This window comes from Mesorhizobium sp. M0045 (assembly GCF_040323385.1).
GTDB lineage: Bacteria > Pseudomonadota > Alphaproteobacteria > Rhizobiales > Rhizobiaceae > Mesorhizobium.
In genome coordinates this window covers 310,984-337,640 of record NZ_JAMYUY010000001.1, presented here as the reverse complement: position 1 = coordinate 337,640, position 26,657 = coordinate 310,984, and the positions used below count along the sequence as shown (strand labels likewise).

Annotated in this window: 29 protein-coding genes; 13 read left to right on the top strand and 16 right to left on the bottom strand. The window is 64.7% G+C overall.

Annotated elements, in window-relative coordinates:
- Position 1: 1 nt before the first annotated feature.
- The 7 genes from NKJ72_RS01690 to NKJ72_RS01660 form a co-directional block, all read right to left on the bottom strand.
- Entirely contained in the window at positions 2-430 is a 429-nt protein-coding gene (locus NKJ72_RS01690; RefSeq protein ID WP_352475558.1) for a hypothetical protein, read from the bottom strand.
- Positions 427-1,770, bottom strand: a complete 1,344-nt coding sequence (locus NKJ72_RS01685) for a phosphatase PAP2/dual specificity phosphatase family protein (RefSeq protein ID WP_352475556.1) — start codon at positions 1,768-1,770, stop codon at positions 427-429. The genes NKJ72_RS01690 and NKJ72_RS01685 overlap by 4 nt, the downstream gene beginning before the upstream one ends.
- 2 nt (positions 1,771-1,772) lie before the next feature.
- Positions 1,773-3,560 carry a bifunctional alpha/beta hydrolase/class I SAM-dependent methyltransferase gene (locus NKJ72_RS01680; protein WP_352475554.1) on the bottom strand — a complete coding sequence of 596 codons (1,788 nt, stop codon included), beginning with the start codon at positions 3,558-3,560 and terminating at the stop codon, positions 1,773-1,775.
- 26 nt (positions 3,561-3,586) lie between these two features.
- Positions 3,587-4,189, bottom strand: coding sequence for a CDP-alcohol phosphatidyltransferase family protein (locus NKJ72_RS01675; RefSeq protein WP_254819663.1), 603 nt, complete (start codon positions 4,187-4,189; stop codon positions 3,587-3,589).
- A gap of 109 nt (positions 4,190-4,298) precedes the next feature.
- Positions 4,299-4,898: a hypothetical protein gene (locus NKJ72_RS01670; protein ID WP_352475553.1), complete on the bottom strand. Its 600-nt coding sequence runs from the start codon at positions 4,896-4,898 to the stop codon at positions 4,299-4,301.
- A gap of 134 nt (positions 4,899-5,032) precedes the next feature.
- Positions 5,033-5,554, bottom strand: coding sequence for an Hsp20/alpha crystallin family protein (locus tag NKJ72_RS01665; RefSeq protein ID WP_352475552.1), 522 nt, complete (start codon positions 5,552-5,554; stop codon positions 5,033-5,035).
- 29 nt (positions 5,555-5,583) lie between these two features.
- The gene (locus NKJ72_RS01660; protein ID WP_254819660.1) at positions 5,584-6,060 is read right to left on the bottom strand and encodes an Hsp20 family protein; all 477 of its coding nucleotides are present in this window, start codon (positions 6,058-6,060) and stop codon (positions 5,584-5,586) included.
- Positions 6,061-6,399: 339 nt separating this feature from the next.
- Between NKJ72_RS01660 and NKJ72_RS01655 the strand changes: the two genes are divergently transcribed.
- Both NKJ72_RS01655 and NKJ72_RS01650 read left to right on the top strand, forming a co-directional pair.
- Entirely contained in the window at positions 6,400-6,612 is a 213-nt protein-coding gene (locus NKJ72_RS01655) for a hypothetical protein (protein WP_352475551.1), read from the top strand.
- 136 nt (positions 6,613-6,748) lie between these two features.
- A complete protein-coding gene (locus tag NKJ72_RS01650; protein WP_352475549.1) occupies positions 6,749-7,036 on the top strand; it encodes a DUF982 domain-containing protein in 288 nt (95 codons plus the stop codon).
- Positions 7,037-7,123: 87 nt separating this feature from the next.
- Here the strand turns inward: NKJ72_RS01650 and NKJ72_RS01645 are convergent, their stop codons facing one another.
- Positions 7,124-7,393 (bottom strand): usg protein, encoded by a 270-nt coding sequence (locus tag NKJ72_RS01645; protein ID WP_352475548.1) that lies wholly within the window; start codon positions 7,391-7,393, stop codon positions 7,124-7,126.
- Between the two features lie 364 nt (positions 7,394-7,757).
- On the opposite strand from NKJ72_RS01645, the gene NKJ72_RS01640 reads away from it, so the two are divergent.
- From NKJ72_RS01640 to NKJ72_RS30940, 4 genes are all read left to right on the top strand, one after another.
- Entirely contained in the window at positions 7,758-8,072 is a 315-nt protein-coding gene (locus NKJ72_RS01640; RefSeq protein WP_254819656.1) for a co-chaperone GroES, read from the top strand.
- Between the two features lie 55 nt (positions 8,073-8,127).
- Positions 8,128-9,759: a chaperonin GroEL gene (groL, locus tag NKJ72_RS01635; protein ID WP_352475547.1), complete on the top strand. Its 1,632-nt coding sequence runs from the start codon at positions 8,128-8,130 to the stop codon at positions 9,757-9,759.
- A gap of 103 nt (positions 9,760-9,862) precedes the next feature.
- The gene (locus NKJ72_RS01630) at positions 9,863-10,078 is read left to right on the top strand and encodes a hypothetical protein (RefSeq protein WP_254819654.1); all 216 of its coding nucleotides are present in this window, start codon (positions 9,863-9,865) and stop codon (positions 10,076-10,078) included.
- On the top strand, positions 10,075-10,719 hold the full coding sequence (locus tag NKJ72_RS30940) for a DUF982 domain-containing protein (protein ID WP_502901816.1): 645 nt from the start codon (positions 10,075-10,077) through the stop codon (positions 10,717-10,719). Before NKJ72_RS01630 ends, NKJ72_RS30940 begins: the two co-directional genes overlap by 4 nt.
- A gap of 185 nt (positions 10,720-10,904) precedes the next feature.
- On the opposite strand, the gene NKJ72_RS01620 is transcribed toward NKJ72_RS30940, so the two are convergent.
- From NKJ72_RS01620 to NKJ72_RS01600, 5 genes are all read right to left on the bottom strand, one after another.
- A complete protein-coding gene (locus tag NKJ72_RS01620) occupies positions 10,905-11,402 on the bottom strand; it encodes a GNAT family N-acetyltransferase (protein ID WP_352475545.1) in 498 nt (165 codons plus the stop codon).
- A gap of 46 nt (positions 11,403-11,448) precedes the next feature.
- Positions 11,449-12,465 (bottom strand): ABC transporter permease, encoded by a 1,017-nt coding sequence (locus NKJ72_RS01615; RefSeq protein WP_254819652.1) that lies wholly within the window; start codon positions 12,463-12,465, stop codon positions 11,449-11,451.
- Positions 12,462-14,027, bottom strand: a complete 1,566-nt coding sequence (locus tag NKJ72_RS01610; RefSeq protein WP_352475543.1) for a sugar ABC transporter ATP-binding protein — start codon at positions 14,025-14,027, stop codon at positions 12,462-12,464. The genes NKJ72_RS01615 and NKJ72_RS01610 overlap by 4 nt, the downstream gene beginning before the upstream one ends.
- Before the next feature lie 249 nt (positions 14,028-14,276).
- Positions 14,277-15,227 carry a substrate-binding domain-containing protein gene (locus NKJ72_RS01605; RefSeq protein ID WP_254819725.1) on the bottom strand — a complete coding sequence of 317 codons (951 nt, stop codon included), beginning with the start codon at positions 15,225-15,227 and terminating at the stop codon, positions 14,277-14,279.
- Positions 15,228-15,456: 229 nt separating this feature from the next.
- Positions 15,457-16,464, bottom strand: a complete 1,008-nt coding sequence (locus tag NKJ72_RS01600) for an aldo/keto reductase (RefSeq protein ID WP_352475542.1) — start codon at positions 16,462-16,464, stop codon at positions 15,457-15,459.
- Between the two features lie 183 nt (positions 16,465-16,647).
- Here NKJ72_RS01600 and NKJ72_RS01595 point away from each other — a divergent pair, with 183 nt between their 5' ends.
- The 6 genes from NKJ72_RS01595 to NKJ72_RS01570 all read left to right on the top strand — a co-directional run bounded on the left by NKJ72_RS01595 (position 16,648) and on the right by NKJ72_RS01570 (position 23,337).
- Positions 16,648-16,872, top strand: coding sequence for a hypothetical protein (locus tag NKJ72_RS01595; RefSeq protein WP_352475541.1), 225 nt, complete (start codon positions 16,648-16,650; stop codon positions 16,870-16,872).
- A gap of 87 nt (positions 16,873-16,959) precedes the next feature.
- On the top strand, positions 16,960-19,458 hold the full coding sequence (gene ligD, locus NKJ72_RS01590) for a DNA ligase D (RefSeq protein ID WP_352475540.1): 2,499 nt from the start codon (positions 16,960-16,962) through the stop codon (positions 19,456-19,458).
- Between the two features lie 233 nt (positions 19,459-19,691).
- Complete coding sequence (ku, locus tag NKJ72_RS01585; protein ID WP_352475539.1) at positions 19,692-20,606, top strand: non-homologous end joining protein Ku; 915 nt, start codon at positions 19,692-19,694, stop codon at positions 20,604-20,606.
- A complete protein-coding gene (locus NKJ72_RS01580) occupies positions 20,603-21,697 on the top strand; it encodes a tetratricopeptide repeat protein (protein ID WP_352475538.1) in 1,095 nt (364 codons plus the stop codon). Before ku ends, NKJ72_RS01580 begins: the two co-directional genes overlap by 4 nt.
- Positions 21,698-21,912: 215 nt before the next feature.
- Positions 21,913-22,557: an alpha/beta hydrolase family protein gene (locus tag NKJ72_RS01575; protein WP_352475537.1), complete on the top strand. Its 645-nt coding sequence runs from the start codon at positions 21,913-21,915 to the stop codon at positions 22,555-22,557.
- A gap of 9 nt (positions 22,558-22,566) precedes the next feature.
- Positions 22,567-23,337, top strand: a complete 771-nt coding sequence (locus NKJ72_RS01570) for an exodeoxyribonuclease III (protein ID WP_254819644.1) — start codon at positions 22,567-22,569, stop codon at positions 23,335-23,337.
- Between the two features lie 39 nt (positions 23,338-23,376).
- On the opposite strand, the gene NKJ72_RS01565 is transcribed toward NKJ72_RS01570, so the two are convergent.
- The 3 genes from NKJ72_RS01565 to NKJ72_RS01555 form a co-directional block, all read right to left on the bottom strand.
- Complete coding sequence (locus NKJ72_RS01565; protein WP_352475536.1) at positions 23,377-23,841, bottom strand: GFA family protein; 465 nt, start codon at positions 23,839-23,841, stop codon at positions 23,377-23,379.
- 327 nt (positions 23,842-24,168) lie between these two features.
- The gene (locus NKJ72_RS01560) at positions 24,169-24,369 is read right to left on the bottom strand and encodes a tautomerase family protein (protein WP_352475732.1); all 201 of its coding nucleotides are present in this window, start codon (positions 24,367-24,369) and stop codon (positions 24,169-24,171) included.
- A gap of 34 nt (positions 24,370-24,403) precedes the next feature.
- Entirely contained in the window at positions 24,404-25,144 is a 741-nt protein-coding gene (locus tag NKJ72_RS01555) for an SDR family oxidoreductase (RefSeq protein WP_352475535.1), read from the bottom strand.
- A gap of 100 nt (positions 25,145-25,244) precedes the next feature.
- Here NKJ72_RS01555 and NKJ72_RS01550 point away from each other — a divergent pair, with 100 nt between their 5' ends.
- Entirely contained in the window at positions 25,245-26,150 is a 906-nt protein-coding gene (locus NKJ72_RS01550; protein ID WP_352475731.1) for a LysR family transcriptional regulator, read from the top strand.
- Positions 26,151-26,657: the final 507 nt, after the last annotated feature.

Genomic DNA, 26,657 nt, shown 5'->3' with positions numbered 1-26,657 from the left:
CTCAAAAGAATGCCGCGACGAGCGAGGCCGCCGCGAACAGGCCGAACGCGATACGCTGCGTGGCGAGCAGGCGGCGCGTGCCGGCCATCCGCTGCTCGAGCGAACGGCCGCCGGCAGCCGTGGACTTCAGCCGCATGCGCGCCAGCACGTCGTCGATCGCCGCGCCGCCGCCTGCCTCGCTGGCGTGGCTGGCCATCAGCCGAAACAGCAGCGCGTCGAACAAAAGCAGGGCCGAGAGAATGATTGTGGCTATGGCACTTGCGGCGGCGATCAGCCAGGCTACCGCGGACAGCGACGATGTTTTCGGCGCAGCCGCCAGGCCGATGACCGGCGCCGCCAGCAAGGCAGCAGCAATCAGCAGCAGCGGCCATGTCACCTGCACCATCAGCCCGGCAGCGAACGCTTCGGCCCTGTCACGATAGAGGGTCATGCCGGTGCGTCCGTGCAAAGATGCACCGGCCGGCCCGCGGCGGCGAGCTTGCCTCGCGCCTGATCGGGCGTGGCGGCCCGGCCGCTGGCGACCAGCCATTCGGCGACCACGGCGGCGCTGCGTTGGAACCCGAGCGCACAGCAGACCAGCACCGCGCCCTGCTTCTGCGCCGCCCCGATCGCCGCCACCGCTTGCGCACGCGCCTCGCGAGACGGCGGCAAAAGGTCGACCATGGGCAGGCTCACCCAGCGGATCGAGGTGCCGCGCGGCCTTTCCAGTTCGCCGGCAAGGTCGATCACCGTGCCGAAAGGGTCGGCTTCGGCGGCGGTCGGAAAACGGCCAAGGGAAACACCGTCGGCAATGACGATATGCGCCGGAAGCTTTCGCGTCCATGCCCACACATTGGCCTTGGCGCCAAGGCGGTAGGGCCAAAGCAGTAGACGGCTGGCCAGCGACACGCGGCCGTCGGCTGTTTTCTGGAACACTTTGGCGCCGGCGCCGGCATAGGCGAAAGCGACTATGGCCAGCGCCAGTGCCGGCCACAACAGGATGAGCCACAGCGCCGAGACCAACGCGCCGGCAGCGGCGCCGGCCAGGGCAAGGCTTGCGCCGAGCGCATAGAACAGCGCCAACCGCCGCGCCTTCGGGTCAGCGCTCAGGCGGAAGCCGGTGAACGGCAGCTCGCTGTCGCGCGGAAACAGCCAGAGGGCGAAAAGGCCGAGCAGCGCGCCGGTCGGAATGTCGATCAAATGGTGCTGCCACGTCGTCAGCACCGAGGCGCCGATCAGGAAACACCAGACATGCCAGGCGAAGCCGGCGATGCCGGTCAATCTGTAACGCCAATGGTCCCAGATGATGACCAGCAGCGCGATATGCAGCGACGGCGCCTGGTTGAAGGGTTTGTCGAAGCCGCCGAGCACGGCGAACATGAAGCCGGGAAGGCCGCTCGTCTGCGGGCGCACGAAGGTCGCAGTCAGCGGGAACAGGATGAAGCAGGCGACGGCGACGAGCTGCGCCGTCAGATAGCGGCCGGCAAGGCGGTCGACGCCGCTCTTCGAATTGTTCAACAGCAACGACAAGCCATAGAACAGGTTGATCGACCAGTAGGGCACGATCGTCCAGGCAAGGAACGGGATGCCATGCTCCCAGCCGAAGACGATGCTGCCGACATCGTCGCGCCGCGACGCCAGCCAATTGGCGAAGCCGTAGGTGGCGTAGAAGAACGGCGCCAGAAATGCCAGCCACAATGCGGCGCGCAGGACGATCCCGGGATACCGCTCACGCGGCAAGGCCGGAAGGGCAGGGGCATCGCGAGGTAAGGCAGAGGCAGGCAAGTCCATGTTCAGACGCGCCGCGCGACCGAAACGGTGAAGATGCCCCATTGGTCGATGCGCTGGTCGAGCTTCTCAAAGCCGGCGGCCGCCACCAGCTGGTCCATCTCGGCCTGCGTGCGGCGGCGCATCACCCAGGCCTGGCCGCCGCGATGCGAGGTCAGGCTGCGCGCGATCATCTCGAGCTGCGGATGCCAGGGCTGGTTGGTATAGACGAGCAGGCTTCCCGGCTGCATGGCGGTGGCCAGTCCACCGAGCGAGCGGGCGATCACGGTATTGTCGGAAAACAACTCATAGAGTCCCGAGACGATGGCGAGATCCGGCGCCGGGTCGAGCCCGGCCAGCATCGTGGCGTCGAAGGCGTCACCTTGATGGAAAGTGACGCTCGCCGGCAGCTGGCGCTCGGCGATCAGCTTGCGGCCGAGCGAGACGTTGAGCTCGGAGAAATCCTGCAGCCGTACGGTTGCCGGCGGCTCGGCGCATTTCTGCACGGCATCGAGCACGTAGCGGCCATGGCCGGCGGCGATATCGACGATATGGACCGGCCGGCCGGCGGCCTTGAACGAGGCGGCGGCGCTGCCGATCAGTTCTTCCAGATGCAGCTTGCGCTGGCGGATGCCGCGCCAGCCGATGGCATCGAGAAAGGTGCGGTCGATCATGCGGCCGATGGGGCTGATGCCCCGCGCCTCGTTCTCGTAGACATAGTCGAGCGTCGAGCCCGAATCGAAGCCGGTGGCAATCCCCGTCTTCATACCGGACGACAGCCAGGCGCCCATGCGGATCGAAGCGCGGCTCATTGCCCAGTAGAGGCCCCTTAGCGACAGCAGCGGCAGCGGCGAGGCCAGCCGGTCGGCCTCGTCGCGCGTGTAGCTGGCGCGGTCGGCCTCGGTCAGGTCGATTGGCTTTTCCGACGCCGCGAATTGCTTTTCAAGGAAAGGCCTGATCAGGTCGAGTGCCTTGTGGCGGTCGCGCTCGCCCAGCGTGTCGTGGAAGAAGCCGGGCAGCACATGCCGCTCCTTGGCCGGGCTCGCCAGATTGACGAAAAACTCGTGCTGCGGTTCATGCCGCACCACCCAGTCACTGCCGGAGATCAGAAGCTGTGTCGGCACAGTGATGGCGCGGGCGTCGGCGACGATGCGCGCGGCATGGTCGTAGAGCTCGACCAGGATGTTGGAGGCGATCGGCCGGGTGATCAGCGGGTCGGCGTCGAAGGAGGCGATACGCTCGGGGTCATGCGTCAGGAATTTCGCCTTGACGTAGGAATTCACGAAGAAGCGGCCCTTCAGCTTCTGCCACAACGCAATGCCATGCTTGGCGAAGGGCACGTAGAGCTTGACCGAGAAGGCTGGCGAGGCCAGCACCAGGGCGCGAATGTCGGGCGCGTAATCGTGCACCCAGGCGGCGGCAAGTACGGCGCCGAAGGATTGCGCGATCAGCGCGATGTCGCGCCGGGCAAAACCGTCGCTGTCGATCTCGCGCACAAAACAATCGATGTCGCGCACCAGCGCGGCAAACGACGGCGCATAGCCGCGTTCGCCGGCGGAGCGGCCATTGCCGCGCGCGTCCCACGCATAGAAGGCGTGGTCGGGCATCTGGAACTCGTCGACCAGATGCGCCATACGGCCGCCATGCTCGTGGCCGCGGTGGAACAGCAGGATGGCGCCCTTGGGGTTTTCCGACAGCGCCGGCCAATAGCGATAGAAGATCTCTGTGCCATCGTGGCTCTTGAAGCTGCGCTCCTGCGCCACCCGCTCGATATTGACTGAAGCCACGGCGGCAACCGTCTGTTGGTGAAGCATATTGTTCTCCCTGGCGAGACCGGAATTCAGCTACCGCTCCCGTTAAGGCCGCTGCGTATCCGGTTGATGGCGGTCGCCAGCGAGAGTGTAGCCATGGCCGGAAACACGAGCGGCGTGAGCGCCGGGACCCACAGGCCGGACGCGATAAGCACGGCGAGGATGCCAAGCGCCAGCGCCCGGTCGCTTTTGCCGAACGGGCCGGCATAGTTGCGCCCAGCTCCGGCCGCGATGCCGAGCACGCCGGCGAATTCCGCGATCATAGCCGCGATAGCGAATGCAACGACGCCCCAGGCAGGAAAAATGACGGTAAAGGCCAGGATCAAAGCGAGATCGGAGACGACATCACAAAGCTCGTTGAGATACATGCCGAGCGTCGAGGCCTGGCCATGTTCCCTTGCGAGCATGCCGTCAATGGCGTTTAGCGCCATTCGCGTAAACAGCACGAGCGGCATCAGCAGAAAGACCGCGCGGCGGCCTGCAAGGGCTGCCACCGCAAGGCCGGCGGCGAGCGAGAGGGCAGCGGCCAGCAGTGTGATCTGGTTGGCGGTGACGCCGGCCTTGGCCAGGCCGTCGGCAAGCGGCCGCAGCCTGGCCTGGAAGGCCGGTTTCAGCGCATAAAGCGTCGGCATGTGCGAACCCCCCGGCCGCGGTGCAAATGATGTTGGCGAGGATGGTCAATTGGCGCGCAAGACGCAAGGGCGGCGCCCTGCCACTTTTCGACATCCGGATATGTCGGCGCTAGCTTTTCCTGTCATTGTCGACCGGGAACCGTGCTGGCAAGCTTTCTTCGGCCGTGGCCCAGGCGCGACTATGATAACGCCGCAGGACGAGAATGCATGTCGCGAAGACCGCCAGCCCGCAAATCACGCCGGGCGACATGCCTCCGCCGAAAGCGGACTTAACAACGATGCCGGTGAAGGCGCCGGCGATGGCGCCGTTGATCGTGCCCACCATCCCAGCGGTGGTCATGAAATATTGCAGCGGCGAGGGGCGGAGGCCCTTGTCGACCAGCACCGCCGAGAGGTCGTCATGCGTGGAGTTGACAAGGTATCTTTGCAGGACCGGCGCCAGCTCGACGAAATAGTGGCGGATCCTGGCCATGCCGCGGGCATGCACCATGTCCTCGATGGCAACCTGCACAGCGCGCACGAAGGTGACCAGGCCGATGAAGAAAAGGCAAGGTAGCAAGATAAGGCTGAACAACACGAACGGCCTGCCCATCTCTGTGACCTGGGCGACGAAGGACAAGGCAATCGTTGCGCTCGAGACCGAGGTCAGGAACAGATTGGCTCGCTGGTTCGCTTCCTGAATGGTCGCGGCGCGAGCGTTTTGCAGCACGACATGCTCGGTCGTCAGGCACCGCAAGACTTGCTGCGCCTGGTCAGGCGGAACCGGAGCGGGTCATCGACATTGCCCGCTTCTGCCCGCCGGAACCGGCAGGGCAGAAGCGGGCATCGTCCTGCTGCGAGCCATCAGGACTTGCCGTTGCCGCCGTTGATGGCGATACGCTTGGCCTTGGCCTGAGCGCGATCCTTCTGCGGCAGCGTCACGCTGAGCACGCCGTTCCGGAACGCGGCGTTCACCTTGTCTTCGTCGACTTCGTAGCCGAGCGGGATACGCCGCTCGAAACGGCCATAAAAGCGTTCGGAGAACTGCCTGTCCTTGTCCTCGGTCTCTTCACGCTTCTCGCCGCGCAGCGTCAGCACGCCGTCATCGAGCAGCACCTCGACGTCCTTCTCGTCCATGCCGGGGATCTCGGCGGTGACGCGGATTTCCTTTTCACCATCGGAGATTTCGACACTCGGCCAGCCGGCGCGGGCAGCGGCGAAGCCACCGAGCGACGGCAGCCTCGTGTCGAAGCCGCGGAACGCCTCGTCGAACAGGCGGTTCATTTCGCGATGCAACGTCAGGAAGGGATCGCGATCGCCGCTGCGGAACAGGCTGGGGGCCTGATTATTCTCCCGGCCCCAGGGAATGAGATCACGAATAGCCATTGCATAGTCTCCTTTCTCGACTGGTTCGTTCAGGCAGCCTGCTTGTTTGCTTCGACCTGCGCGGCCTTCGGCCCGGTCTTCGGCGAGGCGACATCGGTCGCGATGGCGATGCGCCGAGGCTTCATCTCCTCGGGCACCTCACGTACCAGATCGATGCTGAGCAGGCCGTTGTCGAGCGAGGCGCCTGCGACCTTAACGTGATCGGCAAGCTCGAAACGGCGGGTAAAGGGCCGTGTGGCGAGGCCATGATGCAGATACTCCGCGTTGTCCGGCTCCTTATGCTGGCCGGAGACAATCAGGAGGTTGGGTTCATGAATGATTTCGAGGTCGTCCTCGGAAAAGCCAGCGACGGCGATAGTGACGCGGTAGTTGTTCTCGCTGCTGCGCGCGATGTCATAGGGCGGCCAGGCGTCGAAAGCCTGCGGCGCATTTTCCAGCAGGTTGAAGACGCGGTCGAAGCCGATGCTCGACCGATAGAGCGGGGAAAAGTCGAATGCGGTTCTCATAGCTACATCCTCCATCGAGCAACATAGATACGAGGAGCGCCAAAGAGCTGGCGCTCCCTGGTTTCGCCGGCCCCATTTCGGCGACCGGTGCCATCGATTTGGTTATTGTCCGCCGCAAGTCAAGACCCCGATGGCTCTCGCGTTGCCGGTTTTCGGGCCGGTTTTTGGTCGGTTCGGCGAGGCTGCCAATCTACTTGTGAGAGATGTCCGGCAGGAGATTGCCTGTTTGGCTTCAATCGCCAACGCCGAGTTCCCCGGCCGGTTATTGTCTGCCGCAGGTCAAGACCCAGATTCTTGTGTTGCCGGGCCCATTCCCGGCACTCGCAGATGGAGCTGACCATGACACGCGACGAGATCATTTCCGTGCTGGGCCCGGTCGACGACGCCGTTATCGCCGACATTGCGGCGACGGACGGGACGGTCCAGGAATTGCGTGAGGCCCTGGCCTGGATCGCCGCCGACGAGGCGCTGGTGAACGAAGGCCGACCGCTGCCGACGGCAAGAGTAGCGACGCTGATCGAACTGCTGCAAGGGCCGGACGAGGAGGAATAACCGCTGTTGCCGCGATGCTCTTGAACCGCGCAAAGGGACGAACCATGTCCTTCAGCGGCGCCGGCTGGTCGCCGGTGCCGCCAGCATGACGTTGCTTGCTCAAACAAGAAGACGATCAGAAAACAAGGAGGAAGTGATGGACGACGTCCGCTTCGCCGAGCCGATCACGTTGAAATTCCAATCCAGCGAGCGCAAGGTCGCCAGTAGTTGGGAAGCCATCGAATGCATGCGTCAGCAGTGGCCGGACCGTGCACTCGGCCGGATTTGGCGCGCCGCCTATCGGGCCTGCCGCGACGCGCTCGACGGCTGGCGCAGCGCGCGTGATGCGCGCAAGGCCTTCGTCAGGGCGGCGCGCAACGCGGGATTGCTCGCCTGCGAGCCTGTCGACCACGCCCGGCTAGCCCGGACCCCTCCGATATTGTGAGATCCAAAACAAGTGGGGGGAGATGCAACTGCCCTTTCCCCCCTCGAGAGACTTTGTCCGCTGTCTAGCGGCAGATCGGCTTGCTCCTCAATGGACGGTGATAATGCCGTTTACGGCCCGCCATTCGGAGGGCTGGATCAGGTGGTGATGGGCGACGCGCACCGAATGCAGCGGGCCTTCGATTTCGCGCTCCCAGAAATCGAGGAAATGCTTCAGCGTCGGGAAATCGGGGGCAATATCGTATTCCTGCCAGATATAGAGTTGCAGCAGGCTCCGATGATCGGGCAGGCGGTAGTGGATCTCCGCCGTGGTAAGACCAAACCCTTGCATCTGGAGCTGAAAGTCCCTGCTGGGCATGCGATCGTCCTTTCCGTTGAAATCTCGGTCCGTTGAAATCTCGGTCTGCAAAACGCCTCGCCTTCCACATAGGTTCCCACCGCCACGAGCGGCTCCGAACGGGCGGCATTTTGAAATATCGCGCCAAAATTTGAGCCGCACTTTAGCTGAGAGCGGCTAATGTGCGAACGATTACAGTGCATTGGCACTCTCATGCGTCGAGTGCTAAAATTTTTGAGTGACCCTCTTGAAAGCAGAAAAAAGCGCGACTAGTTCGTATGCGCGCGATGCCTGATGAAGGGGTCGCGCACCCCGTGCCGGGCCGATATTGCCGGTTCGGTCAGGAGGATCTTCGAAAATCTGTTTGTCCCGAGAGGAGAACGACATGACGTTCCGTCCATTGCACGACCGTATCCTGGTCCGCCGTATCGAGGTCGACGAGAAGACCGCCGGCGGCATCATCATCCCCGACACCGCCAAGGAGAAGCCGCAGGAGGGCGAGGTCATTGCCGCCGGTCCAGGCGCGCGCGACGACAGCGGCCAATTGCAGCCGCTCGACGTCAAGGTCGGCGACCGCATCCTGTTCGGCAAATGGTCCGGCACCGAGATCAAGCTCAATGGCGAGGATCTGCTCATCATGAAAGAGAGCGACGTGCTGGGCGTTATCGAGGGCGCCGGCGAGATGAAGAAGGCTGCCTGAGTGAGCCTGAGCAAGCATTCCAGTCAACGAAGCTGCCTATCGAAGGAGTGATCCAATGGCTGCCAAAGATGTGAAATTTCATACCGAAGCCCGCGAGAAGATGCTGCGCGGCGTCAACATCCTCGCCGACGCGGTGAGGGTGACGCTCGGTCCCAAGGGCCGCAACGTCGTCCTCGACAAGTCGTTCGGCGCCCCGCGCATCACCAAGGACGGCGTCACCGTAGCGAAGGAGATCGAGCTCGAGGACAAGTTCGAGAACATGGGCGCACAGATGGTCCGCGAGGTGGCTTCGAAGACCAGTGACGTCGCCGGCGACGGCACCACGACCGCGACCGTTCTGGCGCAGTCGATCGTCCAGGAAGGCGCTAAGGCGGTTGCCGCCGGCATGAACCCGATGGACCTGAAGCGCGGTATCGACAAGGCGGTCGAAGCCGTCGTCGCCGAACTCAAGGCCAATGCCCGCAAGGTGACCAGGAACGACGAAATCGCCCAGGTCGGCACCATCTCGGCCAATGGCGACGCCGAGATCGGCCGCTTCCTCGCCGAAGCGATGGAAAAGGTCGGCAATGAGGGCGTCATTACCGTCGAGGAAGCCAAGACCGCCGAGACGGAGCTCGAAGTCGTCGAAGGCATGCAGTTCGACCGCGGCTATCTCAGCCCCTATTTCATCACCAATCAGGACAAGATGCGCGTCGAGCTCGACGAGCCCTATGTGCTGATCCACGAGAAGAAGCTGTCCAACCTGCAGGCGCTGCTTCCGGTGCTGGAGGCGGTGGTGCAGTCGTCCAAGCCGCTGCTGATCATCGCCGAGGACGTCGAGGGCGAGGCGCTGGCGACGCTGGTCGTCAACAAGCTGCGCGGCGGCCTGAAGGTCGCGGCCGTCAAGGCACCGGGCTTCGGCGATCGCCGCAAGGCCATGCTGGAGGATATTGCCATCCTGACCGGCGGCACGGCAATCAGCGAGGATCTCGGCATCAAGCTCGAGAACGTCACGCTCAACATGCTCGGCCGCGCCAAGAAGGTGGTGGTCGAGAAGGAAAACACCACGATCGTCGACGGTGCCGGCTCGAAGAGCGAAATCCAGGGCCGGGTCTCCCAGATCAAGGCGCAGATCGAGGAGACCACCTCCGACTATGATCGCGAGAAGCTGCAGGAGCGGCTGGCCAAGCTCGCCGGTGGCGTCGCCGTCATCCGCGTCGGCGGCTCGACCGAGGTAGAGGTCAAGGAGCGCAAGGATCGGGTCGACGACGCCATGCATGCCACCCGTGCCGCGGTCGAGGAGGGCATCCTGCCCGGCGGTGGCGTGGCGCTGCTGCGGGCGGCAAAGGCGCTCGACAATATTCAGGTCGACAATCCCGACCAGAAGACCGGTGTCGAAATCGTGCGTCGCGCGATCGAAGCTCCGGTGCGCCAGATTGCCGAGAATGCCGGCGCCGAAGGCTCGATCATCGTCGGCAAGCTGCGCGAAAAGCAGGAGTTCTCGTTCGGCTGGAACGCGCAGACCGGCGACTATGGCGATCTCTTCGGCCAGGGCGTCATCGATCCGGCCAAGGTGGTGCGCACCGCTCTGCAGGATGCCGCTTCCGTCGCCGGCCTGCTGGTGACGACCGAGGCGATGGTGGCCGAGAAGCCGAAGAAGGAAGCTGGCGCGCCGGCAATGCCCGGCGGTGGCGGCATGGACTTCTAAAGCCAGGCTTCCAAAGCGCGACTTCGAAACGGCAGATGGACCGTGTCCGCCAAAAGCGGGCACGGTCTTGCCGGTCCGGGACTAATGCTGAGCAGGTGTTGCCATGGATATGATGGACAGTTTTGGAAAGATCGCGGCGCCGACCCGCCCGAAAAACGATTTCAACTATGAAGCCGACTGCAGGGCGGCGCTGGCGCCTTTGGTCGACGGCTTGCTGGATATGGCCGAGTCGGCCGGCTGGGACCGCCGCAAGGCGGCCTACACGCTGATGTTTCTATCGGCTCAACGCGTGGGGGCCGGCACGGAGGAGCGCAAATGATCGCGGCGCGGATGCGCGAATGCCTGCGCCTGCTGCGGTGGTCGGAAAACGATTTCGCCGAAGAGGCGGGATACCCGCTCGCCAAGGCAAAGGCGTGGCTCTACGGGCGCGAACATCCGCCGCTGGGCGTGGCGGCCTGGCTCGAAGCGCTGGTCAAGGTGCATCGGCTGCTGCCGCGGCCGGGCATGCCCCCGATTGCGTCCAACTCGCAGATCGGTGGCATCGTTCCGCAGGCGGCCCTCGAGGATCGAAGCGCCCGCGCGGTTGAGTTCCGAAAGGAGCCGATTGAGCCAGGAAAGGAGAGTGTCATGGATCGTGCTTCGTTCGACAAGCCGGTTACTATCCTCACCGGCCTCGGTACACCGACGAAGATAGAAAGCGCGGCTGAGGCCTATGCACTTTTGGCTGAATGGCCGGCAACGAGCCGGACGGCCGCGCATGACATCGCCGCAAAAGCGTGCCGTGCAGCACTGGAAGGAGAGATCGACGCCGAAACGGCGCGCGCCACCTTCGTTGCCTTCGCCCGCCGCAACGACCTGCTTGCGCCGCAGACGAACGGGATGGTTGCCGGCGAGAGCGTTGCTGGCGCCACGGTTGCCGACTGGGCAACGCGCCCACAGCGCGTCAACGCCCCGGCCTGAGCGAGTGCCAATCTCCCTCCTTGAGGGGGAGATCTCGCCGAAGGCGACAGAGGGGTCGGTACGTCCTGGCGCGCGCCATATTGGACGAAAGAGAAAGTTGGCGCCTCACGCGCGGCGCCCCCCCTCTGTCTTGCGGACATCTCCCCCTCGAGGGGGGAGATTACGCGCTCAGCCGCTTTCGCTTGCTAAGCCATCGGCAGCAGCCGGCGCATGATCAGCGAGGCGTGGCCGCCCACGCCGTGTGCAGCCGGCCGGCGCTCGACTACCTCGAAGCCGTGCTTACGATAGAAGGCGATTGCGCGGTCGTTGCCCTCGATCACTTCCAGGGCGATGCTGGGAATACCCGCATGCGCGGCAAGAACGGCATGCAGCAGGTCGGCGGCAAGGCCGGTGCCGTACTCGCTTTTGTCTATATGGAGCCGCTCGAGCATGACCTCGCCCTTGTCGCCCATCGCTGCCATTGCATAACCGGCGAGCGAGCCGTCAGCCCGCTCGGCGACGAAGGACATCTTGTTGTCGTCCCCGAGCTCGGACGCCAGCCGCTCCGGCGCGTGCCTCTCATCCGACAGCCGTGCCGTGGTCGCGGCACCCAGGATCGGCGAATAGGTCTGTCGCCAGGACCCTCCAAGCAGCCGCGACACCGCCGGAACATCCTGTTCGGTCATGGTTCTTATTTGAGGCATCGCCACCTCCCGGGCAGTTTATGGCACCGCAACGTTCGCCCGGCCATCACCGTCTTACCCGCGATTTCAGCCAGCGGTCGAAGGCCACGGCGAGAATGAGGATCAGGCCGATGACGATGCTTTGCGTGTAGGACGAGACGTTGTTGAACTGCAGCCCGTTCTGCAAGACACCGATCAGCCCTGCACCGACCACCGTGCCGCCGACGCTGCCGATGCCGCCGAACAGCGAGGTGCCGCCGATAACGACCGCCGAGATCACCGTCAGCTCGTAGCCGATGCCGGCGACGGCTTCGGAGGAGTTGAGCCGCGCCGACAAAACGAAGGCGGCAAGGCCGGCGAAGAAGCCGACGATGATGTAGACCGAGATCAGGATGCGGTCGACACGCAGGCCGGAGAGGCGCGCGGCCTCGGCATTGCCGCCGACTGCGTAGACCGCGCGGCCGTAGCGCGTGTAGCGCAGCACGATGTGGCAAAGGATGGCGGCAATCGCGAAGATGATCGCCGGCACCGGTACCGGGCCGATCAGGCCGGTACCGAACCAGCGCATCGAGGCGTCGAAGCCGGAGATCGGGCCGCCATTGGAGATTGTCAAGGTCAGGCCGCGAAACACGGTTAGGCCGCCGAGCGTGACGACGAAAGGCGGCACTTTCAGCCTGGTGATGGCAAAGCCCTGGACGCCGCCGGCCACGGCGCCGACGACGACGGCGGCGAGAAGGGCGGCGAACCAGCCATAGCCCTGCGTACCCGTTGTCGACAGCGACAGCGTGTTGGCGGTGCCGCCTTTGGCGACCACCGCCGCGACCATGCCGCAGAAGGCGAGCAGCGAGCCGACCGACAGGTCGATGCCGGCGGTGAGGATGACGAAGGTCATGCCGAGCGCGATCAGGCCGGTGATCGAGATCTGGCGCATGATGTTGAACAGGTTGATCGGGTCGATGAAGCTCGGCTTCAGCACGGTGAAGACGACGATCAGCAACGCCAGGAACATCAGCGGGCCGAAGCTCATCAGCAGGCGCGCAATATTGACGCCACCGCGCTGGCTCCGTTCGGTCGTACTGGTCATTGCGTTGCTTCCTGCTTCTGGTCGAGCGCCATCAGTTCCATCAGTTTTTCCTCGGTCGCCTCGACGCCGGGCATCTCGCCGGTAATGCGCCCGCGCCGCATGGTGACGATCCTGTCCGACACTGCAAGCACCTCGGGCAGCTCCGAAGAGATCATCATGATGGCGATGCCGCGCGCGGCGAGTTCCACCAGGATCTGGTGCACTTCCGCCTTGGCGCCGACATCGACGCCGCGCGTCGGTTCATCGACGATCAGCACCTTGGGATCGCGCGCCAGCCAGCGGGCAAGGATCACCTTCTGCTGGTTGCCGCCGGACAGGCCCTCGATCGCCTGTTCGGGCGAAGCCATGCGGATCGACAGCATCTTCCTGTAGTTCGCCAGCGCCTCGCGTTCGCGCCGCTCGGCCATGAAACCGACACTGGAGTAGCGGTCGAGCGCGGCGATCGAGAAATTGGTGAGGATGGCGAGTGCTGCGAAGATTGCCTGGTGCTTGCGGTCCTCCGGCACCAGGCCGATGCCGAGCTCGATGGCGTCGGCGGGCGAGGCCGGCGCGATCGGCTTGCCGTCAAGCATGATGGTGCCGGCGGCAATGCGGTCGGCACCGAAGATGGCGCGGGCGAGCTCGGTGCGGCCGGAGCCGACGAGCCCGGCGACGCCGAGGATTTCGCCGGCCTTGAGGTCGAGATCGACGCCTTCGAGCACGATGGCGTGCGGCGCCTGCGGATCGCGCACCGTGCGCAGGCCGCGCACCGCGAGCCGGACGTCGCCGGCGACATCGCGCTGCGTCGGCCTGGCATAGAGCTCGGAAGCGGCACGGCCGACCATCTTCTCGATGATCTTCGGCAGCCTGATCGGCCCGCCTTCGCGGTCGAGATGGCCGGCCAGCCTGCCGTCGCGCAGCACGGTCATGCGGTCGCAGATCGCCGATGCCTCCTCCAGCCGGTGGGTGACGAACATGATGGCGACGCCATCCTTGCGCAGCCGGTCCATGATCGACATTAGCCTGTGCACTTCAGTTTCGGTCAGCGCCGAGGTCGGCTCGTCCATGATGATCAAGCGGCTCTTCAGCGATAGCGCGCGGGCGATCTCGACCAGCTGCTGCTCGGCCACCGACAGTGCGGAAACCGGCGTCGCCGGGTCGAGATTGAGCCCGACGCGAGCGATGATCGTGCGGGAATCTTCCTCCATTCGCCGCCAACTGACCAGCCCGAACCGGCCGAGCGGCGCGCGGCCGATGAAGATATTCTCCGCCACGGTCAGCGTCGGGATCAGGCTCAGCTCCTGGTAGATTGTTACGATGCCGTGGCGCTTGGCATCCTGCGGATTGTGCGGGCTGAATTCGACACCGTCGAAGACGATGCGGCCGCTGGACGGCGGCATCACGCCGGACAGGATCTTGAGCAGCGTCGATTTGCCGGCTCCGTTCTCGCCGAGCAGGCCGAGGATCTCGCCGGGGCGGACTTCAAGCGAAACGTCGTTCAGCGCGGTGACGCCGGCAAAGCGCTTGGTCACGCCCTCGACGGCGAGCAGGGCGGGAGAGGGCGCAATGGCTTCGACTGGCAAAGGATGCTCCTTGAATTGCGATCCACCCGAAAGGCCAGCGGGACAGCGCCCCCCTCTGCCCTGCCGGGCATCTCCCCCTCAGGGTCCTCAGGGGGAGATCGGATGTCACCCAGGCTTTCGCTAGTCTCCGGCGTTGAAGAGAAGGCAACGCGTTGAAACTGCCAATCTCCCCCCTTGAGGGGGAGATGCCCGGCAGGGCAGAGGGGGGCGCGACAGAACGCTGCTTTTGGCGCTGTGCGCCCTCGGCGCCTACTTCGTCTCGCCCAGCCTCTCCGCCTTGTCGAGATTGTCCTTGCCGATGACGATCGGCGTCAAAAGCACGAGCTTTTCCTTCGGCTCGGTCTTGTCCCTGGCGTAGGCGACCGCGATCTGCACCGCAGTGCGCGATTGTTCGCCGGGGAATTGCTCGACCGTTCCGGCCAGCTTGCCGTCGCGCACGGCGACCAGCGCTTCGGGAAGCGCGTCGAAGCCGTAGATCTTGACGTCGGTGAAGTTGCGCGCCGCGCAGGCTTCAACCGCACCAAGCGCCATGTCGTCATTGGCGCAGATGATCGCGTCGGGCTTGCCGTTGGCGGCAAGGCCGGCCTCGGTGACGGACAGCGCCTCGGCGCGGGCGAAGTTGGCGGTCTGCTCGAAGATGATCTGGTACTTGTCCTTCATCGGATCGAGGACGTTGTGCACACCCTTGTTGCGGTCGATCGCCGGGCCGGCACCGGGCTGGCCCTGCAGATGGAAGATCTTGGCGCCGTTCGGGAACGCCGCCACCATGGCCTGCGCTTCGGCCTCGCCGCCTTTGACATTGTCGGCGCCGACATGGGCGAGGATGCCCTCGACGCCGTCGACGCGGCGGTCGATGGTGACGACGGGAACGCCGGCCTTGACCGCTTCTTCGATGGCTGGGGCCAGCGCATTGACGTCGAGCGGCGAGATGACGATGGCGTTGACCTTCTGCACGAGTGCCGCCTCGATGTCGGCGGTCTGCTTGGGCGCCGAGTTCTGGCCGTCGCTCTCGATCAGGTTGACGCCCTGCGCCTGGGCTTCCGCCTTGATCTGGTTCAGCATGTGCACGAAGAACGGAAAGCCGAGGCTCGGCACCGAGCCGAGGATGGTCAGCTTGTCCTGGGCAAAAGCCAGTTGCGGAGCGGCCAGCGCCAGGGCGCCCATCGCCGCGGTCGACAGCAGGAATTCACGTCTGTTGATCAATTTAGTCTCCTCCCAGATGAGCGCACGACCCCGGAACCGGAATGGGTTTTCCGGAAGGTTCCTTGCGTCGATTCAAAAATGGAGTGTCCTTCGAGCGCCCAACTCGTGTTTGAAGGGACGCAACGGCGCTCCAGCCGGTCCACCGCGACGTTCTCCTCCGCTCGGTGCCTGCCCAAGGATGCTAGCCAAGGCCCGAGCTTTGCGCAAGAACGGGAGAAGGCAAGACCTACCGATCGATCATCATCATGGTGCGCTCGCCGTAGCGCGGACCGGCGACCTTGCCGGGCGCCAATGCGTCGTCGAGCACCTGCATCTCGGCGGGGTCGAGCCTGATCGAAGCCGCGGCGGCGTTCTCCTCGAGGTATTTTCTGCGCTTGGTGCCGGGGATCGGCACCATGTCGATGCCGAAGCCGCTCCCCTTGTGGAGCAGCCAGGCCAGCGCGATCTGACCTGGCTTGACGCGCTTGGCCGCGGCGATATCGAGTACCATGGCCGCCGCCTGCATGTTGGCGTCATAGTTGGCGCCCTGGTAGCGCGGGTCGCCGCGCCGGTAATCGCCCTCTGGATAGTCTTCGGCGCGCCTGACGTCGCCGGTGAGAAAGCCGCGGCCGAGCGGCGAGAACGGCACCAGGCCGATGCCGAGCTCCTTCAGCAGCGGGATGATTTCCGGTTCCAGATTGCGCTCCCATAGCGAGTATTCGCTCTGCACTGCCGACACCGGATGAACGGCATGCGCCCGGCGGATGTTGGCGGCACCGGCTTCCGACAGGCCGAAGAAGCGAACCTTGCCCTGAGCGATCAGCTCGCCGACAGCACCCGCCACATCCTCGATCGGCACCGCCGGATCGACGCGGTGCTGATAGAGGAGGTCGACATGGTCGGTGGCGAGCCTTCTCAGCGAACCTTCCAAAGCCTCGCGGATATGTTCGGGCCGGCTGTCGCGCTCGGTGCCGACTTGCTTGCCGTTTTCGATGCGGAAACCGAACTTCGTCGCGATCGTCACTTCATCGCGCCGGCCCTTCAGCGCGCGGCCGAGCAGTTCCTCGTTGGTGAACGGCCCGTAGACTTCCGCGGTGTCGAGGAAGGTGCAGCCGAGTTCGATGGCGCGGTGCAGCGTGGCGGTCGACTCCGCCTCGTCGGCCGGGCCATAGGACTGGCTCATGCCCATGCAGCCGAGACCGATTGCCGAGACTTGCAGCCCCTGGCTGCCGAGTTTGCGCATCGTCAATGTCATCTGAGGTTCTCCGGATCAGCATCGCGTTCCAAGCCGCCAGGGCAATATAGCGCACCAGCTCGGTTTCCACAGAGAGGGAGGCGCCACCGCGCGCGGCTCGCAGCGACGGCCAAATTGACAGCCGACACGCTCTCGGCCATCCTTAAGGGATGCCGCCTTGCGGCTTGTGCGTGAGTAAGCAGCATGGCCAGTTCCGTCAGCAGCCAGAAATCCAAGCGCGCCGCGGTGCGGAACGCGCTCGACCGCCACAAGGTCTACATCACCGCGCAGCGTTTTTCGGCCGGCAGCTACAGCGCGCGCGTGCTGGTCGACGGCGAGGCCTATTGGGTGGACGAATTCCGGCTCAACCAGCTGCAGCAGGGCCTGTCGCCGGCCGAGCTCGAATTGACGCCGGCCACCGACGATTGAGCGGCGTGACGCCGGCCTGCCGCATGCTGACAAAATGATTCAAGACATGCGCATCAAGCCGTTGTTTTTGCGCAAGAGCATGTGGCCGTGACCGCCCCGCCAAAGCTCAAGGCCTATCGCGCGAAGCGCGAGTTCACGAGGACACCGGAACCCGCCGGCGGGCTGGTTGCCGGGGAAGGCAACCGCTTCGTCGTTCACAAGCACCACGCCACCGCCGACCACTACGACCTTCGCCTCCAGGTCGGCGACGTGCTGAAGAGCTGGGCGGTGCCGCGCGGCCCCTCGCTCAATCCGGCCGACAAAAGGCTGGCGGTCGAGACCGAGGACCATCCGCTCGAATATATCGACTTCGAAGGTGTCATTCCCGAGGGCGAATATGGCGGCGGGCCCATGATCGTCTGGGACACCGGCATCTGGGCGCCGATGGACGACGTCGAGAAGAGCCTGCGCACCGGCTCCTTCAAGTTCCGGCTCGCCGGCGAGAAGCTCAATGGCGGCTGGATGCTGGCGCGGCTGAAGCCGAAGCCCGGCGAGGATGAGGGCAAGAAGAACTGGCTGCTGTTCAAGGAGCGTGATCTGGCCGCCGACGCCAAGCTCGACATACTGGAGGCCCGGCCGGAAAGCGTCAAATCCGGACGCCGCATCGAGGAACTGGTGGCAACGCCGAAGCCGGCCGCCAAGCCTGCCAAGCCGGTGGTGCTGAAGCCAGGTGCTTTGCCGGGCGCCGTCAAGGCGGCGCCGCCCACCCGCATCGAGCCGCAACTGGCGACGCAGGTTTCGAAACCGCCGGGCGGCGAAGGTCCCGCGGAAAAAACGCGCGAAGCCTGGCTGCACGAGATCAAGTTCGACGGCTACCGCACCATGGCGCATGTTTCCGACGGGAAGGTCAGGCTGATCACCCGCGCCGGCCTCGACTGGACGAAGCGCTATGGCGACCTGCCGCTTGCCTTCGCAAGGCTGCCCTGCCGCGAGGCGATCATCGACGGCGAGGTCGTCGCGCTCGACGCCAAGGGCATCAGCCGCTTTGCGCTTTTGCAGGATGCGCTGGCCGAAGGCGCCGGCAACAAGCTCCACTTCTATGCCTTCGACCTCCTCTATCTCGACGGCTGGGACCTGAGGCAAGTGCCGCTCCGCCGGCGCAAGACGCTGCTTTCGCAGCTGCTGTCCGGTCTTGGCGCCAACTCCGCCATCCAGTACAGCGATCACGCCGAGGGCGACGGCCAGGCGCTTTATGACCAGGCATCGGAAATGGGGCTGGAGGGCGTCGTCTCGAAACGTGCTACGGCGGTCTACCAGAGCGGCCGCACCAAGACCTGGACCAAGACCAAGGCGCTTCAGACCGGCGATTTCGTTATCGCCGGCTACACTGTCTCCGACGCGGCCGAGGGGCTGGCCGCACTCGGTCTCGGCGAATTCGAGGATGGCGAGCTGCACTATCGCGGCAAGGTCGGCACCGGCTTCGACGCCGCCACCGCCGGCGAGTTGCTGGCGCGGCTGGAGCCGTTGCGCGCCGGGGCGTCCGCGCCGGAAGGTGTTCCGCGCGAAATCATGCGCGAGATGAACTGGGTGCGGCCGCTGCTTTCGGCGCATATCCACTACGCCAACCGGACCACCGACAATGCGCTGCGCCATGCCGTGTTCCGCGGCCTGCGCGACGTCGGCCTGTCGACGCCGGTTTCGGCCAAGCGCAAGCGGCTGATCGCCGAGGCCGACCTCGCAACCATCTGGGTGACCAACCCGACGCGGCGGCTGTTCGGCAAGACCGGCCCGACCAAGCTCGACATTGCCGTCTATTACGCGCTGGTCGGAGATTTCATGCTGCCGCATATCCTTGGCCGGCCGGTGTCGCTGGTGCGCTGCCCGACCGGCAGACCGCAGGACTGTTTCTTCCAGCGCCATGCCTTCACCGGCATGCCGTCATCCGTGGCGACCTTCGAGGCGACCAACTCCGAGGGCGAGACCAAATCCTATCTCTCGGTGGAAGACGCCAAGGGCTATCTGGCGCTGGCGCAGTTCGGCGTCGTCGAGTTCCACACCTGGGGCACCCATCGCACGCGGCTCGACAAGCCGGATTTGATCGTTTTCGATCTCGACCCGGGCGAGGGGATCGCCTGGCGCGACGTGGTGGAGGCGGCGGTGCATATTCGCAGCGAGCTCGAAGCGTTGGGGCTGGTGCCGTTCGCCAAGACCTCCGGGGGCCACGGCATCCACATCACCGTGCCGGTGACACAAAAGCAGAACTGGAAGAAACTGCACCAGGCGACCAGCACCATCTCCACGCATCTTGCCGCCACCGCGCCCGACACTTTCACCACCACCATGGGCAAGGAGAACCGCAAGCGGCGCATCTTCATCGACTATCACCGCAATGCGCGCGGCCACACCTCGGCGGCTCCCTATTCGCTGCGCGCCCGCACCAATTTGCCGGCCTCGACACCGGTCAGCTGGAGCGACCTGGAATCCATCGACGCCCCGCAGGACCTGAATTATTCGTCACTGCCGGGCCTGCTGGCGACGTCAGGCGACCCTTGGGCCGACATGGAAGATTTCGCCCGGGATTTGCCGTTGATAGCCACCGCGAGGTAGTTCTGCGGGCCCCAGACTCCATCGACGCTCCGGAAAATTTGAATTATTCTTCGCCATGGGACCTCTTGCGTGCAGGCGGCTCTCAGCGGAGGAAGATTTCGCTAGGGATTTGCCGGTATTGTAAAGGGTCCGGTATTGTAAGGGCAATGTAGGATTTCGGCAGTCCCGTTCGTCCTCCGGACGAATGAACGCTGCGAACTGTTCGACAGCACAAGGCCGCGTAGGAGTATTTCATGGCGCCCAGGGCAAGTTGGAAAGGTTACCTCAAGCTCAGTCTGGTCAGCTGTCCGGTCCGGCTCTATCCGGCGACGAGCGCCAGCGAACGCATCAGCTTCAATCAGCTGCACAAGAAGACGCACAACCGCATCAACATGAAGCCGGTCGACCCCGAGCTCGGGCTGGTCGAGCGTTCGGACCTGGTCAAGGGCTACGAATTCGAGGACAAGCAGTACATCATCATCGAGGACTCCGATCTCGATGCGGTGCGCATTGAATCCAACCATACGATGAACATCGAGGCCTTTGTCGACGAGCATTCGGTCGACGTCATCTATCAGGACGCGCCCTATTACCTGGCGCCGGATGGCGCAATGGCCGAGGAGACCTTTGCCGTGCTGCGCGAAGCGATGCGCAAATCGGGCAAGCTGGCGATCGCCCGCCTTGTGCTGTCCAGCCGCGAGCGCGTCGTGACGATCGGCGCGCGCGAGAACGGCATGTTCGTCTGCACCTTGAGGAATCCGAACGAAGTGCGTGGCACGGCTGAATATTTCGGCAATATCCCGGCCGGAAACCCCGATCCCGAAATGCTGCAATTGGCCGAAGCGCTGATCAAGCAGAAGGAAACCACCTTCGATCCAAAGAATTACGAGGACCGCTACGAGATCGCGCTGATGGCGATGATCCGCGAGAAGCTCAAGGGCCACAAGCCTATCATCGCGGCGGCGCCTGAGCGCGGCAATGTCATCAACCTCATGGATGCGCTGAAGGCGAGCCTGTCGCAATCGGCCAAGCCGCCGGCCAAGTCCAAGAGCAAGGCCGATGAAACGGCCAAGCCCGCGGCGAAATCCGCCAAGGCCGGCGCCGCCGCGGCCAAGGATAACCCGCTCAAGGCGAACCTTCTCAAAGCCGTCGGCAAGAGCAAGGCGTGACGGCTCTCGCCGGGACGGTCTTCGGCATCGTCGGCGCGCTGGCGGCGTTTCCGCTCAGGCTGGCGGCGCGCGAGGTCGAGCGCCGGCACGGCCAGTTGCGGCGCGGCGTCACTCGGCGCACCACACATGTCGTGTTGGGCCGCATGTTGCTCGCCAGGGCCGGCGATACCGAGATTGAACGCCGCGTCGTCACCGAGCGCGCGGCCGAGCGCAAGCTGGTCAGCGAGAACGGCTTCCTGCGCCTGCTCGGGCTGATGAAAGCGCCGGAGGCTTCGGCGCTGTCGCGGCAGTCCCTGATCGACCAGTCGCGGCTGACCGGCGCGGATCTCGACCTTTTGTCGCTGTTCGATGCCTTCGAGCATGATTGCGAACCGTATTCCTTTCGCGACCTGATTCTCGCCCGCAAATATGCCGGGCTAGTTGCCGGCGGCGCCTCGTGGGGGGCGATCGCGCGCTCTGTGCATCGCTCGGGCCCGATCGCCTCGCTCACCGCCAAGTCGCTCGCCGTCGGCTCGCAGCATGGGCGGGCCGACGCGATCTATCTCGAGGGAGGCCAGAGCGAACTCGACGGCCAGCTGCTGTTCGATCTGGGAACGCGGGATGACGACACGCTGGAAGAGCTGTTCGCCGATGCCGAGGCGGCGGAAGAGGCTGAAGACCACGAGCAGGCCGCGGCACTCTACCAGCGCTGTCTGGCCATCGACCCGAGCGATGCGATCGCCGCCTTCAACCGCGCCAACTGCCTGCGCGCCGCCGGCCAAGCGGCCGAGGCGGCGCACGACTATGCCCGCGCCATCAAGTGCGACCCCGGCTTCGTCGAGGCCTGGTTCAATCTTGCCGGGCTGATGAGCGAAGAGGGGCGGGTAGCCTCGGCGCGCCGCCATTTGCTGAAGGCTATCGCACTCGATCCCAATTATGCCGACGCGGTGTTCAACCTTGCGAGGCTGGAGTTCGACGCCGGCAATTTCGCCGAGGCGCGGCGTCGCTGGGTGCGCTACCTCGAACTCGATCCCAACTCCGAATGGGCGCGTATGGCGGCCAAGGGGATACAGTTCGTCGATTTGCAGCTGGCGCGGATGTCGGCGGGGTGAGGTAATCCAATGCCTGCGCTTGAACACCCCCCTCTGTCCTGCCGGACATCTCCCCCTCAAGGCGGGAGATCGGCAGCTTCGGTGCCCCGCGTGCCTTTCAGCTTTAGTGGTTGGCGAAACCGGCGGCGACATCCAATCTCCCCCCTTGAGGGGGAGATGTCCGGTAGGACAGAGGGGGGTGGGACGGAGCGCGGCCTCTATAAGTGGGCCGCCCCATGACCACCTTCCTCTTCGACGGCCCAGACACCGCCGCCATCACCATCCTGCTCGCGCATGGCGCAGGCGCTCCTATGGACTCGCCCTCGCTGACAGCCACGGCAAAAGCGCTCGCCGCGGCCGGTTTCCGCATCGCGCGCTTCGAATTCCACTACATGGCGGCCCGCCGCTACGGCCATCGCAAGCCGCCGCCGCGCGCCGAGACGGTTAACCCAGAATACGTCAAGGCGATCGCCGACCTCCGGGCGAAGGGCGTGGAGGGTCCGCTCATCATCGGCGGCAAGTCGATGGGCGGACGCGTCGCTTCGATGATCGCCGACGAGATGTTTTCGAAGGGCGAGATCTCGGGCCTGCTTTGCCTCGGCTATCCGTTCCATCCGCCGGACAAACCGACGCAGCTTCGGACAAAGCACCTCGCCGATCTCAAGACGCCGACATTGATCCTCCAGGGCACGCGCGACGAGTTCGGGACCAAAGACGAGGTCGCGACCTATGCTCTGTCCGAGGCGATCGAGATTCTCTGGCTGGAAGATGGCGACCATGATCTGAAGCCGCGCAAAAACATCTCCGGCTTCTCCACCGCCGATCATCTGACGACGCTCGCTGATGCGGTGAAGGCGTGGACCGAACGCATCGTGCGCTGAAGCAGGCCGATGAAGATCGCCACCTTCAACGTCAACAACATCAACAGCCGGCTGCCGAACCTGCTCGCATGGCTGGCCGCCGCCAAACCCGACATCGCCTGCCTGCAGGAGCTCAAGGCGAGACAGACGCAGTTTCCGCGCACTGCGCTGGCGGCCGCCGGCTACGGCGCGGTTTGGGTCGGGCAGCCGACCTGGAACGGCGTCGCCATCCTTTCGCGTGGCTCAGAACCCGTTCTGACCCGCGAGGCGCTGCCCGGCGACGATAGCGATCAGCAGGCGCGCTACATCGAAGCGGCGGTCAACGGTATCGTTGTCGCCTCGCTCTACGCGCCGAACGGCAACCCGCAGCCCGGCCCGAAATTCCAGTACAAGCTGGCCTGGCACGAAAGGCTGGAGGCGCATGCGGCGCAGTTGCTCGACACCGGCCTGCCCGTGGTGCTGGCCGGCGACTACAACATCGTGCCCGAGGCGCGCGACATCTACCCGACCCGCTCCTATGACGACAACGCGCTAGTGCAGCCGGAAAGCCGCGCGTCGTTCCAGCGGCTGCTCGACCAGGGCTGGCTTGACGCGCTGCGCAAGAAGCACCCGACGGAGACGCTCTACACATTCTGGGACTATCGCCGCAATCGCTGGCCGCGCGATGCCGGCCTGCGGCTCGACCATATCTTGCTCTCGAAGAAGCTGTCGCGCCGGCTGGTCGCGGCGGGCATCGACCGCGACGTGCGTGGCGAGACCGGCGCCAGCGACCACGCGCCTGTCTGGGTGGAGTTGCGGTGAAGCACGAAAACTGGCGCCGCCTTTCCGGGCGCCAACCAGTCAGCTTGGCCGCGCCGCTTCACGGGCGAACGCTTCGATCAAAGGGGCGTATCCCTCAAGGTCGGGCTGCGTAGCGAAACTGTGGGTAGCGGCGGTCGAAGCCCAGGGCAGCTTTTCCGACGTGAAGACTTCGACGAAAGGCACATACCAATGATGCTCGTCCAGCATGGTCGCGCGAATGTTGACGAAAAAGTCCAGGCCATGCGGACGCGTGAACATCCAGTTCTTGCAATGCGGGCAATAGAGTTGCCGGTGCGGGCCGTGCAGGCCGCCGACCACCGGCTCGCCTTGGGTGACGGCGAAACCGTCGCTCGGCACGGCGATGGTCAAGGAATACGCGCTGGCGCTCAGTTTCTGGCAGCCGGTGCAGTGACACGCCATCGTCAGCAAGGGCGGGGCACTTATGCGAAAGCGTATCCCGCCGCACAGGCAACCGCCGTCCCAAGGTAGCTTCCAATCGTCCATGGCTGGCCTCGCGTTAGCCTCTGCCAGCGATCTAGCGCGCGACCGCCATGCTGCAATCTCTCCCTTGACGGTCCCTCAAAGAAGGGCATCGGCAGCTTAGCCGTCCCCGAACCCGCGTTCGCTCGCGGCCGCGGCAGTTGAAGCGATCACATGATTGACGAAGCTGTTCGCGCCGAACCAGCGGGTGAACTGGCATTTCGTTGCCGACATGCCGTTGCGCGTCTCGTCGCTGCGCGGCCTTGGGCCTATTGCAACGTCTTTTCCATCGAAAGCTTCATGACGAGCTGGCGCTCGAGCGGGTGAAGGCGGTGCTTGGGGTTCAGGATTTTATCCTGCCCCAGGAATCGTGAACACCACGTCGGCGCGGCCGTAGCCGCCATCGGCGACCTCCTCGATCAGCACCATGGTGTAGGGGCGCACGCCTTCGCCGAACATTTCGACGAACAGGGCTGTGGTCTTGTGGACGAGGTCCTCCTTCTGTGCGGCGGACAGCGCGCGTTCAGGCACCTTGAAGTTTGCAAACGGCATGATGTCGATTTCCTGTTGGTTGTTGGAGGTAAAGTCAAACTGTGCCGCCATTGGCGCGCAGCACCTGGCCGTTGACCCAGCCGCTGTCCGGTCCGGCGAGGAACGACACCACGCCGGCGATGTCGGCGGGCTGGCCGAGCCGCCCCAGCGGGATCATCCTGGTGATCGTTTCGACCAGTGCCTCAGACTTGCCGCCGAGGAACAGCTCGGTAGCCACCGGCCCCGGCGCCACGACATTGACTGTGATGCCGCGCGGCCCGAGTTCCTTGGCCAGCACATGCGTCATCGCTTCGACGCCGGCCTTGGTGGCAGCGTAAACGCCGTAGGTCGGCTGGTAGAGCCCGACCACGCTGGACGAGAAGCTGACGATGCGGCCGCCGTCGCGCAGCCTTCTTGCGGCTTCGCGCATGCCACGAAAGACGCCACCGAGGTTCACCGCGACCTGCTGCTCAAAACCGGTGTCGTCCATCTGCGCGATCGGCGCGAGCTTCATGATGCCGGCGTTGTTGACCAGCACGTCGAGGCCGCCAAACGCCTGCTCGGCTGCGTCGAACAGATGCGCCACGCCTTTGGGATCGCCGACATCGGCCTGAACGGCGATCGCCGTGCCGCCCGCCGCTTCGATCCCGCGCACCACGCCTTCGGCTGCTTCGGCGCCCCTGGCATAGTTGACGACGACCGAAAAGCCGTCGCGTGCCAGCCTTCTGGCAATTTCGGCGCCGATACCCTTCGAGGCGCCGGTTACCAGCGCCACCTTTGCATTCCGCGCAGTCATGTCAGCTCTCCAATTCTTGTCGGCTGAAAATAGGCGATAAATCCTGCGGGATAATCGCTCGGGACTTGCCAACACCATTCGGATATGGCGAACAATGGCGATGGACAGTCTCGACCGGATGCGCCTGCTTGCCCGTGTGATCGAGCGCGGCAGCTTCACCGCGGCCGCCGCCGATCTGTCGATGTCGCGATCGAGCGCCACCGAGGCGATCAAGGACCTCGAGGCGCGGCTGGGGGTGAGGCTACTCGAACGCACCACGCGCCATGTCAGGCCGACATTGGACGGCCAGGCCTATTACCAGCGCTGCCTCGCCATCCTTGCCGATGTCGAAGATGCCGAGGCCGGCTATCAATCGGCGCAGCCGCAAGGCCTTTTGAGGATCGACGTGCACGGCTTCATGGCCCGCCATTTCATCCTGCCGCGGCTCACCGAATTCCTCGACCGCTACCCCGGGATCGACCTGCATATCGGCGACGGCGACCGGCTGGTCGATCTGGTGCGCGAGGGCATCGACTGCGTGCTGCGTTCCGGCGAACAGGCCGACAGCGGTATGATCGTGCGGCGGGTGGCAACATTGCGCGAAGTCACCTGTGCCAGCCCCGCCTATCTCGAAAAGCACGGCATGCCGGCAACCCCCGACGATCTCGAAGGCCATCTGATGGTCGGCTTCCGCTCGTCGCGCACCGGCGAGGTCATGCCGCTCGAATTCACCGTTGGCGGCGAGTTGCGCTATGTCACGCTGCCGACCCGGGTGACGGTCAACGGCTCCGACACGATGGCGGAACTGGCGCGTCTCGGCTTCGGCCTGGTGCAGGCGCCGCATTACCGCTTCGCCGGGGATTTCGCACGCGGCACGCTTGTCGAAGTGCTGCCGGATTACCCGCCGTCGCCGACACCGCTGTCGGCGCTCTACCCACAGAACCGCCAGCTCGCGCCACGGGTACGCGTGTTCATCGACTGGGTGACCGGGATTTTTGGCGAGGGCGGGACATCCGGCCGGGTGTGATCGTCCGGACCGCCGGCTACTTTGCGAAGGCGATCGGACGAGATAAACATCGCGCTTGGGTTTAGTGACAAGATCGGGACCAGGACCAGCGCATCAGTCCATGTCGGCGGCGAGCCTGTCCCCATGCAGCGGAGCGACGCGCGCTTCACCGGTAGTATCCTTGTGCCGGCCGGTGCGACTTGAGGACAGGGGCGCCGCCGGCGCCTATGAGGCGACGGGATCGGGTGAGTGGTCCTGCTGCAACCAACAGTGTTGACCGAATGCAGTAGCCAATAGGGAAGCTCCAGTGAGAAGATTTCGTGTAGTCGGCGCGATTATGCTCGCAACCTACGGCGCCTCGCATGCCCAGACTGTGGACGAAGGCATCCACCGCGACGCGCATGGGCCGTCGACGATGTGCGGTTTCCACGGTGCTGATGCACTGGATTTGGTCGAGCAACTGAGGGCGTCTCCCGCGTTGCGTCGGGTTGCTGGCTCATCCCGCTTCGAACTGTTCGTTTCTGCTGA

Bases quoted from the DNA above. Each gene is read 5' to 3' on its own strand.
- NKJ72_RS01615 (WP_254819652.1), bottom strand. From the start codon at position 12,465: ATGACCAGTACGACCGAACGGAGCCAGCGCGGTGGCGTCAATATTGCG.
- NKJ72_RS01560 (WP_352475732.1), bottom strand. From the start codon at position 24,369: ATGCCGTTTGCAAACTTCAAGGTGCCTGAACGCGCGCTGTCCGCCGCA.
- NKJ72_RS01685 (WP_352475556.1), bottom strand. From the start codon at position 1,770: ATGGACTTGCCTGCCTCTGCCTTACCTCGCGATGCCCCTGCCCTTCCG.
- NKJ72_RS01680 (WP_352475554.1), bottom strand. From the start codon at position 3,560: ATGCTTCACCAACAGACGGTTGCCGCCGTGGCTTCAGTCAATATCGAG.
- groL (WP_352475547.1), top strand. From the start codon at position 8,128: ATGGCTGCCAAAGATGTGAAATTTCATACCGAAGCCCGCGAGAAGATG.
- NKJ72_RS01555 (WP_352475535.1), bottom strand. From the start codon at position 25,144: ATGACTGCGCGGAATGCAAAGGTGGCGCTGGTAACCGGCGCCTCGAAG.
- NKJ72_RS01690 (WP_352475558.1), bottom strand. From the start codon at position 430: ATGACCCTCTATCGTGACAGGGCCGAAGCGTTCGCTGCCGGGCTGATG.
- NKJ72_RS01660 (WP_254819660.1), bottom strand. From the start codon at position 6,060: ATGAGAACCGCATTCGACTTTTCCCCGCTCTATCGGTCGAGCATCGGC.
- NKJ72_RS01565 (WP_352475536.1), bottom strand. From the start codon at position 23,841: ATGGACGATTGGAAGCTACCTTGGGACGGCGGTTGCCTGTGCGGCGGG.
- NKJ72_RS01595 (WP_352475541.1), top strand. From the start codon at position 16,648: ATGGCCAGTTCCGTCAGCAGCCAGAAATCCAAGCGCGCCGCGGTGCGG.
- NKJ72_RS01665 (WP_352475552.1), bottom strand. From the start codon at position 5,554: ATGGCTATTCGTGATCTCATTCCCTGGGGCCGGGAGAATAATCAGGCC.
- NKJ72_RS01655 (WP_352475551.1), top strand. From the start codon at position 6,400: ATGACACGCGACGAGATCATTTCCGTGCTGGGCCCGGTCGACGACGCC.
- NKJ72_RS01600 (WP_352475542.1), bottom strand. From the start codon at position 16,464: ATGACATTGACGATGCGCAAACTCGGCAGCCAGGGGCTGCAAGTCTCG.
- ku (WP_352475539.1), top strand. From the start codon at position 19,692: ATGGCGCCCAGGGCAAGTTGGAAAGGTTACCTCAAGCTCAGTCTGGTC.
- NKJ72_RS01675 (WP_254819663.1), bottom strand. From the start codon at position 4,189: ATGCCGACGCTTTATGCGCTGAAACCGGCCTTCCAGGCCAGGCTGCGG.
- NKJ72_RS01640 (WP_254819656.1), top strand. From the start codon at position 7,758: ATGACGTTCCGTCCATTGCACGACCGTATCCTGGTCCGCCGTATCGAG.
- NKJ72_RS01645 (WP_352475548.1), bottom strand. From the start codon at position 7,393: ATGCCCAGCAGGGACTTTCAGCTCCAGATGCAAGGGTTTGGTCTTACC.
- NKJ72_RS01620 (WP_352475545.1), bottom strand. From the start codon at position 11,402: ATGCCTCAAATAAGAACCATGACCGAACAGGATGTTCCGGCGGTGTCG.
- NKJ72_RS01630 (WP_254819654.1), top strand. From the start codon at position 9,863: ATGGATATGATGGACAGTTTTGGAAAGATCGCGGCGCCGACCCGCCCG.
- NKJ72_RS01650 (WP_352475549.1), top strand. From the start codon at position 6,749: ATGGACGACGTCCGCTTCGCCGAGCCGATCACGTTGAAATTCCAATCC.
- NKJ72_RS01575 (WP_352475537.1), top strand. From the start codon at position 21,913: ATGACCACCTTCCTCTTCGACGGCCCAGACACCGCCGCCATCACCATC.
- NKJ72_RS01570 (WP_254819644.1), top strand. From the start codon at position 22,567: ATGAAGATCGCCACCTTCAACGTCAACAACATCAACAGCCGGCTGCCG.
- NKJ72_RS01550 (WP_352475731.1), top strand. From the start codon at position 25,245: ATGGACAGTCTCGACCGGATGCGCCTGCTTGCCCGTGTGATCGAGCGC.
- NKJ72_RS30940 (WP_502901816.1), top strand. From the start codon at position 10,075: ATGATCGCGGCGCGGATGCGCGAATGCCTGCGCCTGCTGCGGTGGTCG.